Source organism: Pseudomonas sp. LY-1, assembly GCF_053502595.1.
Genome location: NZ_CP094353.1, coordinates 6,563,130 through 6,578,045 on the forward strand (window position 1 = coordinate 6,563,130; position 14,916 = coordinate 6,578,045).

Consider the following 14,916-nt stretch of genomic DNA (forward strand, 5'->3'; position numbering starts at 1 on the left):
CACTCGAATGAGGCGTTACGAGATGTTGCAAGACTGCGTTCTGCAGTGCGACGTATCGCCTCATCGCGGGCAGGCCCGGGCTGCCGGGTGTGTCAGGGCCTGGCCAGTTCCGGCAGATCCCCGCTCAAGCCAAGGGCCTGGCGCACGAAGATCGCCTTGGCTTCCGGCATCTGGTCGACCACCTTCAAGCCGGCATTGCGCAGCCAACGCAACGGCAACTGGTCGGCCTGGAACAAGCGCTCGAAACCTTCCATCGCCGCCATCAGCGCCAGGTTGTGCGGCATGCGCCGACGCTCGTAACGGCTCAGCACTTTCACATCCGCCAGGCGTTCACCGCGTTCGCTCGCCGATAACAGCACCTCGGCCAGCACCGCCGCATCGAGAAAACCGAGGTTCACCCCCTGCCCCGCCAACGGATGGATCACGTGGGCCGCATCGCCGATCAACGCCAGGCCTTCGGCCACATAACGTTTGGCGTGGCGCTGGCGCAGGGGCACACACACACGCGGGTCGGCGCTGAGCACCGTGCCCAGGCGCCCTTCGAAGGCACGTTCCAGCTCACGGCAGAAGTTTTCCTCATCCAACGCCATCAGGCGCGCGGACTCAGCCGGCGTGGTCGACCAGACGATCGAACACCAGTCCTCCTGCCCATCCCGCACCAGCGGCAAAAACGCCAGCGGGCCGGTGTCGGTAAAGCGTTGCCAGGCGGTGCGCCGGTGCGGTTGGCTGCTGCGCACGCTGGTGACGATAGCGTTGTGCAAGTAATCCCATTCGCGGGTCGCGGTGCCGGTCAGACGGCGCACCGCGGAGTTGGCGCCATCGGCGGCGACCACCAGCGGCGCGCGCAGCGTGCGGCCGTCGGCCAGGGTCAGCAACCAGTCATCGCCGGAGCGGCGCATCTGTTCCAGGCGCGCGTTGGCCAGCAGGCCCAGGTCGCAGTCGTGCAGGCGATCGAGCAAGGCATCTTGGACCACGCGGTTTTCGACGATATGCCCGAGCACTTCGGCATGCACGCTGGCCGCCGAAAAATGGATCTGCCCGGTGCCGCTGCCGTCCCACACCTGCATCTCGCCATACGGGCTGGCGCGCCGTGCGACGATGCCATCCCACACGCCAAGGCGCTCAAGGATGCGCTGGCTGGCGGCCGACAAGGCGCTCACCCGCGGCTCGAAAGCCGCGTCAGGCTCGAACGGCTTGACGCTCAGCGGGCTGCCGTCGAGCAGCAGCACCTGCAGGCCACTGCCCTGCAACGCCAGCGCCAGGGCGCTCCCGACCATTCCGGCCCCGACAATCAGCACATCTGCGCGCATATCCATGCTTTAAGCCTGTCTCGCTGGCGGCTTGCGCCGCACGTAAAGGGTTAATCTCATCCCGTCCCGAACGATGTAGTCGCGGCTACGCATCGGGACGCGTGCCCAGGCCCATGGCCTGACGGGCGAACCAGCGTTTCGCCGGCGGCAGCAGGTCGAGGCCCAGCAGGCCCATGTTGCGTCCCAGCGCGACCAGCGGCTGGGCGCTGCCGAACAGGCGCGTGACCTGATCGGAGAAACCCACGGTCAGCGTTTGATCCATGCGCTGCCGCTCGCGATATGCCTGCAAGGTCGCCAGGTCACCCGGCACCGCCGGCCCGGCCAGCAAGGCCTCGGCCAAGGCATTCGCATCGCGCAGGGACAGGTTGAAGCCCTGCCCGGCAATCGGGTGCAGGCTGTGGGCGGCATTGCCGAGGATCGCCAGGTGCGAGCGCACTTGTTCTTCGGCTTCCACCAGGGTCAGCGGGTACAGATGCCGCGCACCGACCTGCTTCAAGGTGCCCAGGCGGTAGCCGAACACGCCCTGCAATTCACTGAGGAAACTGCGCTCATCCAGGTTGGCCAGGCGCTGGGCGTCCATGCCGGCTCGGGTCCAGACCAGCGCGCAGCGGTTGTCCGGCAGCGGCAGCAGGGCCATCGGGCCTTCATCGGTGAAGCGCTCGAAGGCTTCGCCGTTGTGGGCTTCGCTCGGGGTGATATTGGCGATCAGCGCGCTCTGGTTGTACGGGCGGGATTTCACGCCGATCCCCAGTTGCTCGCGCAGGCCGGAGCGACCGCCGTCGGCCAGCACCGCCAGGTCGCACTCCAGCACGGTTTCGTCGTTGAGGGTCAGGCGATAGCCATCGGGCAGCGGCTCCATGCGCGTGACTTCGGCCGGGCAACGCCAGCTGACCACGTCCTTATCCAGGCCTTGCCACAGGCATTGGCCGAGCCAGGCGTTCTCAACCACGTAGCCGAGGGCCGGCACGCCCTCTTCCATGGCGGATAAGCGCGCGGTGGAGAAGCGCCCGCGGTCCGACACGTGGATCTGCTTGATCGGCTCGGCGCGGCGGGAGATGGCCTGCCACAGACCCAGACGCTGATAGATCTGCCGCGCGCCATAGGACAGCGCCGAAGAGCGTGCGTCGTAGCTCGGCTGGTAGCTGTCACCCGGTGCGAAGGGTTCGATCAGCAGGATCTTCCAGCCCCGCGCCTTGGCCCCGTCCTGCAGCGCCAACGCCAGGCTCGCGCCCACCAGGCCGCCACCGATAATGGCCAGGTTGACCCGGCTCATCGGGCGGCCGCCATCAACGCTTCGATGTCGGCGACGGTCTTGGGCACGCCGCCGGTCAGAATGTCACAGCCTTGCTTGGTCACTACCACGTCGTCCTCGATGCGTACGCCGATGCCACGCCATTTCTTTGCCACGCTCTGGTTGTCCGGCGAAATATAGATCCCCGGCTCCACGGTCAACGTCATGCCGACTTCCAGCACACGCCATTCACCGCCCACTTTGTACTCGCCGACATCATGCACATCCATCCCCAGCCAATGGCCGGCGCGGTGCATGTAGAACGGTTTGTAGGCTTCGCCGGCGATCAATTCGTCAACGTCCCCTTGCAGCAACCCCAGCCTCACCAGCCCGGCAGTGATGACCTGCACGGTGGCCTCATGGGCCTGGTTCCAATGCTTGTTCGGTGCAATCTCGGCGAAGGCGGCTTCCTGGGCGGCCAGCACGACTTCATAGATCGCCTGTTGCTCGGGCGAAAACTTGCCGTTGACCGGCCAGGTGCGGGTGATGTCGCTGGCGTAGCAGTCGATCTCGCAACCGGCGTCGATCAGCACCAGGTCGCCGTCCTTGAGCAGCGCGTCATTCTGCTGGTAATGCAGGATGCAACTGTTGCGCCCGGCGGCGACGATGGAGCCATAGGCCGGCATCTTCGCGCCGCCTTTGCGGAACTCGTAATCCAGCTCGGCTTCGAGGCTGAACTCGCGCAAGCCGGCGCGGCTGGCCTGCATGGCCCGCACGTGGGCGGCGCAGGAAATCCGCGCAGCTTCGCGCATCACCTTCACTTCCGCCGCCGATTTATACAGGCGCATATCGTGGAGCAGATGATCCAGGGCAACGAATTCGTTCGGCGGTTGGGCGCCCAGGTGCGCTTTGGAGCGGATAATGTTGATCCACTCCATCAGGTGCCGGTCGAACTCGGCATTGCTGCCCATCGCCGAATACACCCGGTCGCGGCCTTCGATCAGGCCGGGCAGGATGTCGTGGATATCGGTGATGGGGAAGGCATCGTCGGCGCCGAAATCACGGATCGCGCCTTCAGTACCGGCGCGCAAGCCGTCCCACAGTTCGCGCTCGGCATTGCGTTCGCGACAGAACAGCACGTACTCGCCGTGCGGGCGACCGGGCATCAGCACGATCACCGCTTCGGGCTCGGGGAAGCCGCTCAGGTACTGGAAATCGCTGTCCTGGCGGTAGACATGTTCGACATCGCGATTGCGGATGGCCACCGCGGCGGCCGGCAGGATCGCGATACTGTTGGGTTCCATCTGCGCCATGAGCGCCTTGCGGCGACGGGTGTATTCCGCTTTCGGGATATGGATCATGGGCAGACGGGCTTCCTTTCTCAGTGCAGCGACGGCTTGGGGGTGGCCGGTTCAGCGGACTTCTTGGTCTCGGTGAACAGCAGCAGCGGCGCGACGCGCAGGTATTCCATGACTTCCATGTAGTCGCCTTCGCCGTCTTCGGATTCTTCCAGGGCATCTTGCACCTGGGAGATGGCCGCCAGGTCCTGCAGCACTTCCTTGGCGTCGGTGCTCAGCTCCAGGCCGCCGGCATTCACGCCAAAGCCATGGAGGAAGCCCTGGCACCATTGGCCCAGCGCGGCAGCACGTTCGGTGAGCGGTGCATCGTCGGTCGGCAGCAGCAGGACCACGGTGACGTCATCACCGGTCAGCTCGCCCTTGACCATTTCCTGCAGGCCGATCAGCGCGTTACGCACGTTCTCGGAGGGCTCGGTTTCCAGCAGTTCGGCCACATCGGCCAGCCAGTTGTCGGCGTCAAAGCCAACACCGGTGCAACTGCGGCCCAGCAACACGCCGTGCAGTTCGGCGGGCGAGCAAGGATGACCGCTGGAGCTCAGCAGTTTGGTAAAAGCGTCGTACGGGGAGTTCTGAATGGGCATGGTGAGCTAGGCGCCAGACGGCGCAATGTCTAGAATGAAGCGCTGTATCCTAGCACCGGCAGACGCACCAGACTATCAAGGGCGTCAGATCGTTTATCCCGCAGTTGCCATTCATCAGACAAATCCAGTGGAACCCAATGGAAGACACCGACCTGCAAGCGCTGATGGCCAGACTCGAATTGCTAATTGATCGGGTCGAGCAACTAAAGAGGCAAAACGGACTCCTATTAGCTCAGGAAAAGACCTGGCGCGAGGAACGCGCTCACCTCATTGAAAAAAACGAAATCGCCCGGCGTAAGGTCGAGTCGATGATTTCGCGCCTGAAGGCCCTGGAGCAAGACTCATGAGTTCAAGCAATAGCGTCACCGTGCAGATTCTCGACAAAGAATATTCGATCATCTGCCCCCAGGAAGAGCGCAGCAACCTGGTGAGCGCCGCCCGCTACCTGGACGGCAAGATGCGTGAAATCCGCAGCAGCGGCAAAGTGATCGGCGCCGACCGCATCGCCGTGATGGCCGCGTTGAATATCACCCACGATCTGCTGCATAAGCAGGAGCGCCCGGACGTGCAGGCCAGCGGCTCGACGCGCGAGCAGGTACGTGACCTGCTGGAGCGTGTGGACCTGGCACTGTCCAACGATTCCGACACATCCAAGGGCTGATTGCCGTGTCTGTTTAAGGTATACTCGCCCCACTCCCTGGCGTGCTTGCCAGTCGGCGATGTCCCGGAGCCGATTCGCACTACCCTGGAAGTTGCACGTTTGGCTGGTGTGCATGTCCGCTAGACGGAAAGCCTTAAAGCCTACTGCTTCTTCCACCTTGAACTTTCGGGTTCAAGGGCTTAGTCGACAGCGGTTCTGTCGGGGAGCCTGAATCCCAAACTCAATGCCAGTCCCAGGACTGGCATTGTTTTATGAGCCGAAAAACCATGACCGAACCTGCGCCGCTTTCCCGTCCGCAACTTCGACGCATGTTGCGCAACGCCCGCCGCGCACTCACGCCAAGCGAGCAGCGAAAAGCCGCCCAAGGCGTGTATCGGCAATTGGCACAGCACCCGCTGTTTCGCCGGGCCAAGCATATTTCCCTGTATCTGCCGACGGACGGTGAAATCGATCCGCGCTTGCTGCTGCGTGCGGCTCAGCGGCGGGGCAAGGCCACTTACCTGCCGGTGCTCAGCGCCTGGCCACGGACCAAGATGGTGTTCCAGCGCGTTCGCCCCGGGGAGAAGTTGCTGCCCAATCGCTTTCGCATTCTTGAACCACGGGTGAATGTCCGCCGCCAGCGCAAGGTCTTGGCGCTGGACCTGGTGCTATTGCCGTTGGTGGGGTTCGATGACGCGGGGGGACGGCTGGGCATGGGTGGCGGTTTTTATGACCGCAGCCTGGCTTACCTGGCGCGCCGCCAGCACTGGCGCAAGCCGACGCTGCTGGGCCTGGCCCATGAATGCCAGAAAGTCGAACGGCTGGTGCAGGCGAGTTGGGACGTGCCGTTGGCGGGCACCGTCACCGATAAGCAGTGGTATATCGCACAGGCGTCGCTGGAACCCGCGACGCCCTGAAGAAGAGTTAACGCTTGAACGGTTGTGGCGGCTGCTGGGTCAGCTCAACGGGCGCATCGGTCTTGTTCGACCATAAGCTTTGCGCATACCCGGTGGTCACGACGCCCAGACCAAACAAAATAACCAGTATCCATAGTAAATCCGGTTTGCGTTGCATCGATTGCCCCCCTTCAGGCACCTCGTACACGATGACAACAACGTTCCAAAGTAGTCCGTTGCAGCTGCGTCAAGCTTAAAATCCCGGCATTCTGCGTTAACGTGAACCAACACGCAAACCTTGACGCCAACCGACCGTCGGTTTGTCATGCAATTGCCCCACAACCTGTCCAACGCCTTTTTCAGGAGCCCCCCAATGGCCTACTGGCTGATGAAATCCGAGCCCGACGAACTCTCCATCACCGGCCTGGAACACCTCGGCGAAGCGCGATGGGACGGGGTTCGCAACTATCAGGCGCGCAACTTTCTGCGTGCGATGGCGGTGGGCGATGAGTTTTTCTTCTACCACTCCAGCTGCCCCGAGCCTGGCATTGCCGGCATCGGCAAAATCGTCGTGGCGGCGTATCCCGACCCCACCGCGCTGGAACCTTCCAGCCACTATTTCGACGCCAAGGCCAGCCCGGACAAAAACCCGTGGAGCGCGATCGACGTGGCCCACGTCCAGACGTTTCCCAAGGTGCTCGGCCTGGGCTATCTGAAGCAGCAAACCGCCCTGGCCGAACTGCCCCTGGTGCAAAAAGGTAGCCGTCTGTCAGTGATGCCGGTGACCGCCGAGCAATGGTCGGCGGTCCTCGCGCTGGGCTGAACCGCAGAACCTTGCAGTCACGCGCCCGACGCATGCATCTGCAGCGCAACCGGGTTAGGCTTGCGCTTCATTTGACCCGTATCAAGCGCCCTCGGGCCGAACCCGTCAGACTAGGACGCTAACACCGCAGGAAGCATCTATGTCCACGAACCACCGCACCTCCCAGCTGTTTGCCACCCTCCTGATTGTGTTGCTGCTCGCCGCTGGCGGTTTCGGTTACTGGAAATCCACCCAGGACCGCCTGCCCGAAGGCTTGAGCATGGGCAACGGCCGCCTGGAATCCACCGAAGTGCAGATCGCCGCCAAGATCCCCGGGCGTCTGGAAGAAGTGCGGGTGGATGAAGGCGACAAGGTACTCAAGGGCCAACTGCTCGCGCGCATGGACACCCGCACTCTGGAAGCCCAGCGCGCCCAGGCCGAAGCCGAAGTGCTGCGGGCCAGGGAAAACCTCGCCGCCGCCGAGGCCAATGTGCAATTGCGTCAGAGCGAACAACTGCTTGCCCACCAGGAACTCCAGCGGACCCAGGAGCTGTACAAACGCGGCTTCGCCAGTGGCCAACTGATCGACCAACAGCAGGCGCGCCAGAACACCGGGAATGCGGCCGTGGTCGCCGCCCAGGCCCAGGTCAATTCGGCCAAGGCCGCCATCGGCGCCGCCCAGGCCCAGGTGGCGCAGCTCACCAGCGAAATCGACGACAGCAGCCTGCGCGCGCCCATCGACGGCATTATCCAGCTGCGCCTGGCCGAGCCGGGCGAAGTGCTCGGCGCGGGCGGGCGCGTATTGCTGCTGATCGACCCCGAGGATCAGTACATGAACCTCTACCTGCCCGCTTCGGTGACCGGCGCCCTGACCGTCGGCAGCGACGCGCGCATCCTCCTCGACGCGCTCCCCGGCCAATCGCTGCCGGCCAAAATCAGCTTCGTCGCGGCTAAATCGCAGTTCACCCCCAAAGAGGTGGAGACCCGCGATGAACGCCAGAAACTGGTATTCCGCGTCAAACTGCGCCTGACCCAACCCAGCGCCGTGCCGCAGGCCAAACCGGGCATGCCCGGCGCCGGCTACGTTCGCACGGCTGACATCCCATGGCCGGCCAACCTGCAATGACCGATCTGGCGCTGCACGCCACCGGCATCCAGCACCGCTACGGCAAGCAACAGGCGCTGGTCGATATCGCCTTCAGCCTGCCCACCGGCACGCGCTGCGGGCTGATCGGCCCGGATGGCGCCGGCAAGTCGAGCCTGCTGGGTTTGATCGCCGGGGTTAAAAAACTCCAGGACGGCCAACTGGAGGTGCTCGGCGGCTCCATCGCCAACCGCCGCCACCGCAACAGCCTGTACCCGCGCATCGCCTTCATGCCTCAAGGCCTGGGCGGCAACCTGTACCCCGAACTGTCCATCCGCGAAAACATCCGCTTCTTTGCGACGCTGTTCGGCCTGTCCAAAGCCGATTGCAACCAGCGCATGCACAACCTGCTGCTGGCCACCGACCTCGAGCGCTTCGCCGAACGGCCGGCCGGCAAACTCTCCGGCGGGATGAAGCAGAAACTCGGCCTGTGCTGCGCGCTGATCCACGACCCGGACCTGTTGATCCTCGACGAACCCACCACCGGGGTCGACCCGCTGTCCCGTCGGCGCTTCTGGGAGCTGGTCGAAACCGTGCGCAGCGAGCGCCCGCAACTGACGCTGCTGGTGGCCACGGCCTACATGGAAGAGGCCGAGCAGTTTGAACATTGCCTGATGCTCGACCGCGGCAAACTGATCGCCGACGGTTTGAGCAGTGAGCTGGCGGCAGTGACCCCCAGCGGCAAACTGGACGAAGCCTTCACCCACTTCCAGGGAGACAACGCCCATGACAACCAGCCGCTGGTCATCCCGCCGCGCACAGGCAACAACACCGATATCGCCATCGAAGCCCACGACCTGACCCTGCGCTTTGGCGACTTCACCGCCGTCGATAAAGTCAGCTTCGCCATCGGCCGGGGCGAGATCTTCGGTTTTCTCGGCTCCAACGGCTGCGGCAAGACCACCACCATGAAAGTCCTCACCGGCCTGATGCCGGCCACCGAGGGCAGTGCCACGTTGTTGGGCAACCCGGTGAACGCCAAGGACCTGGCCACCCGCAAGCGCGTGGGTTTCATGTCGCAGAGCTTTTCGCTGTATGGCGAACTCAGCGTGCTTCAGAACCTGGTGCTGCACGCGCAGTTGTTCGATTTGCCCAAGGTCGACAGCGGCAAGCGGATCGACGAGTTGATCCAGCGTTTCGACCTCAGCGAGGTGGCCGAGCAGCCGTCGGGCGAACTGCCCCTCGGCTTGCGTCAGCGCTTGTCGTTGGCCGTAGCGGTGCTGCATCGTCCTGAAGTGCTGATCCTCGATGAACCGACCTCGGGCGTCGACCCGGCGGCGCGGGATGACTTCTGGCGGCTGCTGATCGAACTGTCGCGCGAACAAGGGGTGACGATCTTTCTGTCCACCCACTTCATGAACGAAGCCCAGCGTTGCGACCGCATCTCCCTGATGCACGCCGGCAAGGTGCTCGCCTGCGACACGCCCGACGCGCTGCAGCAGCAATTCCACGGCGACACCCTCGAAGCCGCGTTCGTCACGTGCCTGGAGCAAGCCCAGGGCGAGGCCGAACCTACCGCGCCCACCGCCACCGTCAGCGAAACCAGCGCGCCGCCGGTGAGCAAGCGCGGCTTCAGCCTGTCGCGCCTGCTGGCCGTGGCCAGCCGTGAAGGCAAGGAACTGCTGCGCGACAAGGTGCGTATGGCCTTCGCCCTGCTCGGGGCGATGTTCATGATGGTGATCTTCGGCTACGGCATTTCCCTGGACGTGGAAAACCTCGCCTTCGCCGTCTACGACCAGGACCAGACCCCGCAAAGCCGCGCCTACCTGGAGGCGTTTCGCGGCTCACGCTATTTCGCCGAACAAACGCCGATCCAGGATGCCAACGAGCTACACCGGCGCCTGCAACGTTCGGAAATCAAACTGGCCCTGGAAATCCCGCCCGGTTTTGGTCGTGACCTCTACGCCGGCCGCCAACCCAGCGTGGCGGCCTGGCTCGACGGCGGCATGCCATTTCGCGCGGAAACCAGCCGGAACTATGTAGAAGCGGTCCACCAGGCCAACCTGCAGCAACTGGCCGAGCTGAGCAGCCAGCCGCAGAACAGCCAAGGCGCGGCCAAGCTCGAAACCCGCTTTCGCTACAACCAGGATGTGGTCAGTGTGAACGCCATCGGCCCAGGCGTGATGGCACTGATCCTCGCCTTCATCCCGGCGATGCTCACCGCCCTGGGCATCGTGCGCGAAAAGGAGCTGGGTTCGATCACCAACTTCTACGCCACGCCCCTGACTCGCCTGGAGTTCCTGCTGGGCAAACAGACGCCGTACCTGGCCGTGAGCCTGATCAACCTGGCGGTGCTGGTCGCGATGAACCGCTGGCTGTTCGGCGTACCGTTCAAGGGCAGCGGCCTGACCCTGGCGTTCGGCGGCCTGCTGTACGTGCTCGCCACCACCAGCATGGGCCTGCTGATTTCCGCGTTCACCCGCACCCAGATCGCCGCGATCCTCGGCACCATGATCATCACCAGCCTGCCGACCATTCAGTTCTCCGGGCTGATCGTGCCGCGTTCGTCCCTGGAAGGCGCGGCGGCGGTGATGGGCACGCTGTTTCCGGCGGGGCACTTTCTCGATATTGCGGTGGGCACGTTCACCAAGGCCCTCGACCTGCGGCAACTGTGGCCGCAGTGCCTGGCGCTGTTCGGGTTTTTCCTCGGGTTTACCGGGCTTAGCCTGATCATGCTGAAGAAGCAGGAGGCTTGATGCATAAGTTCGCGCACATCCTGCGCCTGGGGATCAAGGAACTGACCAGCCTGCGCCACGACAGCGTGCTGCTGCTGTTTCTGTTCTACGCCTTCACGGTCGCGATCTACATGCCCGCGGCCGGCTCGGTGATTGGCGTACACAACGCCAGCGTGGCGTTTGTCGACGAGGACCACAGCGCGATCTCGCGGCAGATGGCCGAGGCGTTGCAGCCGCCCGAGTTCCAGTCACCCGTGCCGCTGGCGTATGACCAGTTGGATAAGGTCATGGACAGCGGCCAGTACACGTTCGTGATCAACGTACCGGCGAATTTCCAGGCCGACCTGTTGGCCGGTCGCGAGCCCGATGTGCAGGTGAACGTCGATGCCACGGCGATGAGCCAGGCATTCATGGGCGCCGGCTACATCGGGCGGATTTTCCAACGCGAGCTGCTGACCTACAGCGGCCAGGCCGACTCCGCCAGCAAAGCGCCGGCGCTGCTGACAACGCGGGCGCTGTTCAATACCAACCTGGAGGGCGGCTGGTTCCTCGCGGTCATCCAGATCGTCAACAACATCACCATCCTCGCCATCGTGCTCACCGGCACCGCGCTGCTGCGCGAGCGCGAACATGGCACCCTCGACCATTTGCTGGTGCTGCCGCTGACGGCGCTGGAAATCATGCTGGCGAAAATCTGGAGCAACCTGCTGGTGGTGGTGCTGTGTACCTGGGTGTCACTGGAAGTGGTGGTCAAGGGCATGCTCGGCGTGCCGCTGGCCGGGTCGCTGAGCCTGTTTCTGTTCGTGACCGCGCTGTACCTGTTTGCCAGCACCGCCCTGGGGATCTTCCTCGCCACCCTCGCCCGCTCGACGCCGCAGTTCGGCTTGCTGGCAATCCCAGTGATCATCCCGATGCTGTTGCTCTCCGGCGGCAGCACGCCGCTGGACAGCATGCCCGAATGGTTGCAGTGGGTGATGCAGGCCTCGCCGTCGACGCACTTTGTGAGCCTGAGCGCGGCGATCCTGTTCCGCGATGCGGGCATGAGCGTGGTGTGGCCGGACATGCTGGCGCTGGCGGGAATTGGCTTGCTGTTCTTTTTGGTGGCGCTGGCGCGGTTCCGCAAGAGCCTGGCGTCCTGAGGTGCCTGCCCGGCCGCTATCGCAGGCAAGCCTGCTCTCACAGGTGGAACACATTCCCTTGTGGGAGCGGGCTTGCTTGCGATCGTTGCGCCGTGACTATTGGATGATCAGGTTGTTGAACAACAGGTCTTCCACCACCGGCTTGCCGGTTTCGTCGTTCATCACTTGCTGGGTCTGCTTCAGGGCTTCCTGGCGCAGTTTTTCCTTGCCCTCAACCGTGCTCATGGTCTCGTTGGTTTGCTGGGTGAACAGCGCCACCAGTTGATTACGAATCAACGCATCGTTGGCTTTGATGGCGGCGGCCGCGTCGGTGCCGGTCACGCGCAGAGCGATATCGGCCTTGTACACCTTGAGCTTGGACGTACCGTCCAAGCCATAGTTGCCCACGAACGGCGGGGCCAGGCTGATATAGCTGACCTTCGGCGCCTCGCCTTCTTTCGCCTCTTGCGCCTGGGCCGCCATTGGCAAGGTCAGGGCCAGCATCAACAGAATCCACGCTTTCACAGTTCATTCCTCACATTCGGTAGCCCAGTAGCATAACGCTAGCAAGGCAGAGCACAAGCTTATGGCGACTTATCAGGCCCGGGCATGCTCGTTGACCCACGGGCATACCCTCCTACACTTATCGGCCACGACGCCAAAAGGAATAGTCCGATGAAAGCTGTGCTGTGCAAAGCCTTCGGCCCCGCCGAAACCCTGGTGCTGGAAGACATCGCCAGCCCGGCGATCAAGAAGAACGAAATCCTGTTGGACGTGTATGCCGCCGGGGTCAACTTCCCGGACACGCTGATCATCGAGGGCAAGTACCAGTTCAAGCCGCCGTTCCCGTTCTCGCCGGGTGGCGAAGCGGCGGGCGTGGTCAGTGAAGTGGGGGAAAAGGTCAGCCACCTGAAGGTAGGAGACCGCGTGATGGCGCTGACCGGCTGGGGCAGTTTTGCCGAGCAGGTCGCGGTGCCCGGCTATAACGTGCTGCCGATCCCGCCCAGCATGGGCTTCAACACCGCCGCCGCGTTCAGCATGACCTACGGCACCTCGATGCATGCGCTGAAACAACGGGCCAACCTGCAGCCCGGCGAAACCTTGCTGGTCCTCGGCGCCTCCGGCGGCGTGGGCCTGGCTGCCGTGGAAATCGGCAAGGCCATGGGCGCCCGGGTCATCGCCGCCGCCAGCAGCGCCGACAAACTGGCGGTGGCCAAGGCCGCCGGCGCCGATGAGCTGATCAACTACAGCGAAGCCAGCCTGAAAGATGAGGTCAAGCACCTGACCGACGGGAACGGCGCCGACGTGATCTACGACCCGGTGGGCGGCGACTTGTTTGACCAGGCCATCCGCGCCATCGCCTGGAACGGCCGCCTGCTGGTGGTGGGTTTTGCCAGCGGGCGCATTCCGGAGCTGCCGGTGAACCTGGCGCTGCTCAAGGGCGCGGCCGTGGTCGGAGTGTTCTGGGGCGCGTTCGCCCAGCGCCAGCCGCAGGACAATGCGGCGAACTTCCAGCAGCTGTTTGGTTGGTATGCCGAGGGCAAGTTGAAACCGCTGGTGTCGCAGGTGTATCCGCTGGAACAGGCGGCCCAGGCGATCAATGACCTGGGGCAGCGCAAGGCGGTGGGTAAGGTGGTCGTGCAAACCCGCCTGCCGAGGTGAAATGCGCTTGAATGTGGGAGGGGCGGTGTCCTCGACCATCACCTGTCTATTCGCGACATGTTCGTAAGAGAACATGCATTTGCTCATATTTCCTGCGTTTGGCGCGTTAATCGCCTGAGCAATCCTTGGCACAACGCTTGAGCCGCGCCTCCAGGTTTTTGTCTGGCATGGCGTGGCTGCGCAGGGCGTTGACGGTCTGCTCGACATAATCGCGCGTCGTGCCGTAACGCCCGCAAGCGCTTTGCAGCACATGGCTGAGCACGATGTCGGGCAGATTGCCAGCGTAGCTCGGCAGGTGCCGCTCCAATACAAACCCCAATGCCTGCACCCGACTGCCATCTTCCAGACGGCAACTGAGCCAGTGCGGCCGATAGGAGGGGTAAGGCATTTCGCGCTGCCACAAGGCGTACAGCGAGGCTTCTAACTGATCTTCCGGCAGACGGTAGGCAAACCCGCTGCACGAGCCGCCACGATCCAGGCCGAACACCAACCCGGGCAACTCCGGCGTACCCCGATGCTCGTGGGACCACAGGTACAAACCACGGTGATAGCCATGGACCCGCGCCCGAACCCGCTCGGTCGATGAACATTCCGGCCGCCAGATCAGCGAACCGTAAGCGAATAGCCAGACCGGCCCGCCCTTATGCCGGGCCATGGTGGCCTGCATCGAGTTCATCAACTGTTCGTGCGTGAGTTGCGGTCCCAGATCGAGCCGCGGAGGGTAAGCCAATTGCAAAAGATCGGATTCGATGGCGGTCATGGCGAAAAGTGGCTCGCCTCCTATGTGTTACCAATTGTTAGCAACTCTACCGTAATAAAACGCGCTGCTGTGACCATACGGCAAAAAAGTACAATAGGCTGAACGACCACCGCATTCTCCAGAAGCAATCCCAGTATTTTCAGCTCCGGTTCAGCCCGGCAAAGCGCTTGACCGTCAAAATAGCGCAGCTGGCACGACTCAGTCGGTCACCCCTCACACCGATTACTCGAGGTCGCACCTATGAAAAAATTACGATTGCCGGGCCTGCTGCTCCTGGCCCAGGCCACCACCGCTCTCGCTGTCGAAACCCCGCCCGTCGACGATGACAAGGGCTTCTGGTATGCGCAGACCAGCGTCTACACCCGGCACTTCTCCCCCGACCCGGACCACAACAACAACCAGGATTTGCTTGGGTTGGAGCGCAATGAAGCGTCAGGTTTGGTGTATGGGGCGGCGACGTTCCGCAACTCGTTCAGCCAACGCTCGTACTACGTCTACGCGGGCAAACGCTATGACATGACCGACTATCCGGTGTATCTGAAACTGACCGGCGGGGCGATCCAGGGCTATCGCGGCAAGTACCGCGACAAAATCCCGTTGAACCGTTTCGGCGTGGCGCCGGTGATCATACCGTCCGTGGGCACCCATTACGGGCCGGTGGCGGCGGAGTTGGTGCTGCTGGGGTTCAATGCGGCGATGATCACGACCGGCGTGCGTTTCTGACAGCGACGCCAGCTCC

General features: G+C 63.4%; 16 protein-coding genes and 1 other RNA gene. 10 read left to right on the forward strand and 7 right to left on the reverse strand.

Translation table 11 applies throughout. From position 1 onward, the window contains the following. Positions 1 to 92: 92 nt before the first annotated feature. The 4 genes from MOQ67_RS30285 to MOQ67_RS30300 form a co-directional block, all read right to left on the reverse strand. Entirely contained in the window at positions 93 to 1,310 is a 1,218-nt protein-coding gene (locus MOQ67_RS30285) for a 2-octaprenyl-3-methyl-6-methoxy-1,4-benzoquinol hydroxylase (RefSeq protein ID WP_164887041.1), read from the reverse strand. Between the two features lie 85 nt (positions 1,311 to 1,395). Next, the gene (gene ubiH / locus MOQ67_RS30290; protein WP_046381698.1) at positions 1,396 to 2,583 is read right to left on the reverse strand and encodes a 2-octaprenyl-6-methoxyphenyl hydroxylase; all 1,188 of its coding nucleotides are present in this window, start codon (positions 2,581 to 2,583) and stop codon (positions 1,396 to 1,398) included. Next, entirely contained in the window at positions 2,580 to 3,902 is a 1,323-nt protein-coding gene (gene pepP, locus MOQ67_RS30295) for a Xaa-Pro aminopeptidase (RefSeq protein ID WP_046381697.1), read from the reverse strand. The genes ubiH and pepP overlap by 4 nt, the downstream gene beginning before the upstream one ends. Positions 3,903 to 3,922: 20 nt before the next feature. Next, on the reverse strand, positions 3,923 to 4,480 hold the full coding sequence (locus MOQ67_RS30300) for a YecA/YgfB family protein (protein WP_017845110.1): 558 nt from the start codon (positions 4,478 to 4,480) through the stop codon (positions 3,923 to 3,925). Positions 4,481 to 4,617: 137 nt separating this feature from the next. Here MOQ67_RS30300 and MOQ67_RS30305 point away from each other — a divergent pair, with 137 nt between their 5' ends. The 4 genes from MOQ67_RS30305 (at position 4,618) to MOQ67_RS30320 (ending at position 6,037) form a co-directional block, all read left to right on the forward strand. Further along, positions 4,618 to 4,827, forward strand: a complete 210-nt coding sequence (locus tag MOQ67_RS30305) for a TIGR02449 family protein (RefSeq protein ID WP_017845111.1) — start codon at positions 4,618 to 4,620, stop codon at positions 4,825 to 4,827. Then, entirely contained in the window at positions 4,824 to 5,141 is a 318-nt protein-coding gene (locus MOQ67_RS30310) for a cell division protein ZapA (protein WP_017845112.1), read from the forward strand. The genes MOQ67_RS30305 and MOQ67_RS30310 overlap by 4 nt, the downstream gene beginning before the upstream one ends. Before the next feature lie 30 nt (positions 5,142 to 5,171). Further along, positions 5,172 to 5,350, forward strand: a non-coding RNA gene (ssrS, locus tag MOQ67_RS30315) — 6S RNA. Positions 5,351 to 5,407: 57 nt separating this feature from the next. Then, a complete protein-coding gene (locus MOQ67_RS30320) occupies positions 5,408 to 6,037 on the forward strand; it encodes a 5-formyltetrahydrofolate cyclo-ligase (protein WP_126585200.1) in 630 nt (209 codons plus the stop codon). 7 nt (positions 6,038 to 6,044) lie between these two features. Here the strand turns inward: MOQ67_RS30320 and MOQ67_RS30325 are convergent, their stop codons facing one another. Continuing rightward, a complete protein-coding gene (locus MOQ67_RS30325) occupies positions 6,045 to 6,194 on the reverse strand; it encodes a hypothetical protein (protein WP_017845114.1) in 150 nt (49 codons plus the stop codon). A gap of 195 nt (positions 6,195 to 6,389) precedes the next feature. On the opposite strand from MOQ67_RS30325, the gene MOQ67_RS30330 reads away from it, so the two are divergent. The 4 genes from MOQ67_RS30330 (at position 6,390) to MOQ67_RS30345 (ending at position 11,776) form a co-directional block, all read left to right on the forward strand. After that, the gene (locus MOQ67_RS30330; protein WP_046381695.1) at positions 6,390 to 6,839 is read left to right on the forward strand and encodes an EVE domain-containing protein; all 450 of its coding nucleotides are present in this window, start codon (positions 6,390 to 6,392) and stop codon (positions 6,837 to 6,839) included. A gap of 139 nt (positions 6,840 to 6,978) precedes the next feature. Beyond that, positions 6,979 to 7,944 carry an HlyD family secretion protein gene (locus MOQ67_RS30335; RefSeq protein ID WP_017845116.1) on the forward strand — a complete coding sequence of 322 codons (966 nt, stop codon included), beginning with the start codon at positions 6,979 to 6,981 and terminating at the stop codon, positions 7,942 to 7,944. Next, positions 7,941 to 10,658, forward strand: a complete 2,718-nt coding sequence (gene rbbA / locus MOQ67_RS30340) for a ribosome-associated ATPase/putative transporter RbbA (RefSeq protein WP_126587671.1) — start codon at positions 7,941 to 7,943, stop codon at positions 10,656 to 10,658. Before MOQ67_RS30335 ends, rbbA begins: the two co-directional genes overlap by 4 nt. Further along, positions 10,658 to 11,776, forward strand: a complete 1,119-nt coding sequence (locus tag MOQ67_RS30345; RefSeq protein ID WP_046381693.1) for an ABC transporter permease — start codon at positions 10,658 to 10,660, stop codon at positions 11,774 to 11,776. The genes rbbA and MOQ67_RS30345 overlap by 1 nt, the downstream gene beginning before the upstream one ends. 96 nt (positions 11,777 to 11,872) lie before the next feature. On the opposite strand, the gene MOQ67_RS30350 is transcribed toward MOQ67_RS30345, so the two are convergent. Continuing rightward, on the reverse strand, positions 11,873 to 12,280 hold the full coding sequence (locus MOQ67_RS30350) for a flagellar basal body-associated protein FliL (protein WP_017845119.1): 408 nt from the start codon (positions 12,278 to 12,280) through the stop codon (positions 11,873 to 11,875). Between the two features lie 150 nt (positions 12,281 to 12,430). On the opposite strand from MOQ67_RS30350, the gene MOQ67_RS30355 reads away from it, so the two are divergent. Beyond that, complete coding sequence (locus tag MOQ67_RS30355; RefSeq protein WP_126587637.1) at positions 12,431 to 13,417, forward strand: NADPH:quinone oxidoreductase family protein; 987 nt, start codon at positions 12,431 to 12,433, stop codon at positions 13,415 to 13,417. Positions 13,418 to 13,523: 106 nt separating this feature from the next. On the opposite strand, the gene MOQ67_RS30360 is transcribed toward MOQ67_RS30355, so the two are convergent. Then, positions 13,524 to 14,177: a gamma-glutamylcyclotransferase gene (locus MOQ67_RS30360; protein WP_017845121.1), complete on the reverse strand. Its 654-nt coding sequence runs from the start codon at positions 14,175 to 14,177 to the stop codon at positions 13,524 to 13,526. Positions 14,178 to 14,417: 240 nt separating this feature from the next. Here MOQ67_RS30360 and MOQ67_RS30365 point away from each other — a divergent pair, with 240 nt between their 5' ends. After that, positions 14,418 to 14,900, forward strand: a complete 483-nt coding sequence (locus MOQ67_RS30365; RefSeq protein ID WP_017845122.1) for a hypothetical protein — start codon at positions 14,418 to 14,420, stop codon at positions 14,898 to 14,900. Positions 14,901 to 14,916 lie beyond the last annotated feature (16 nt).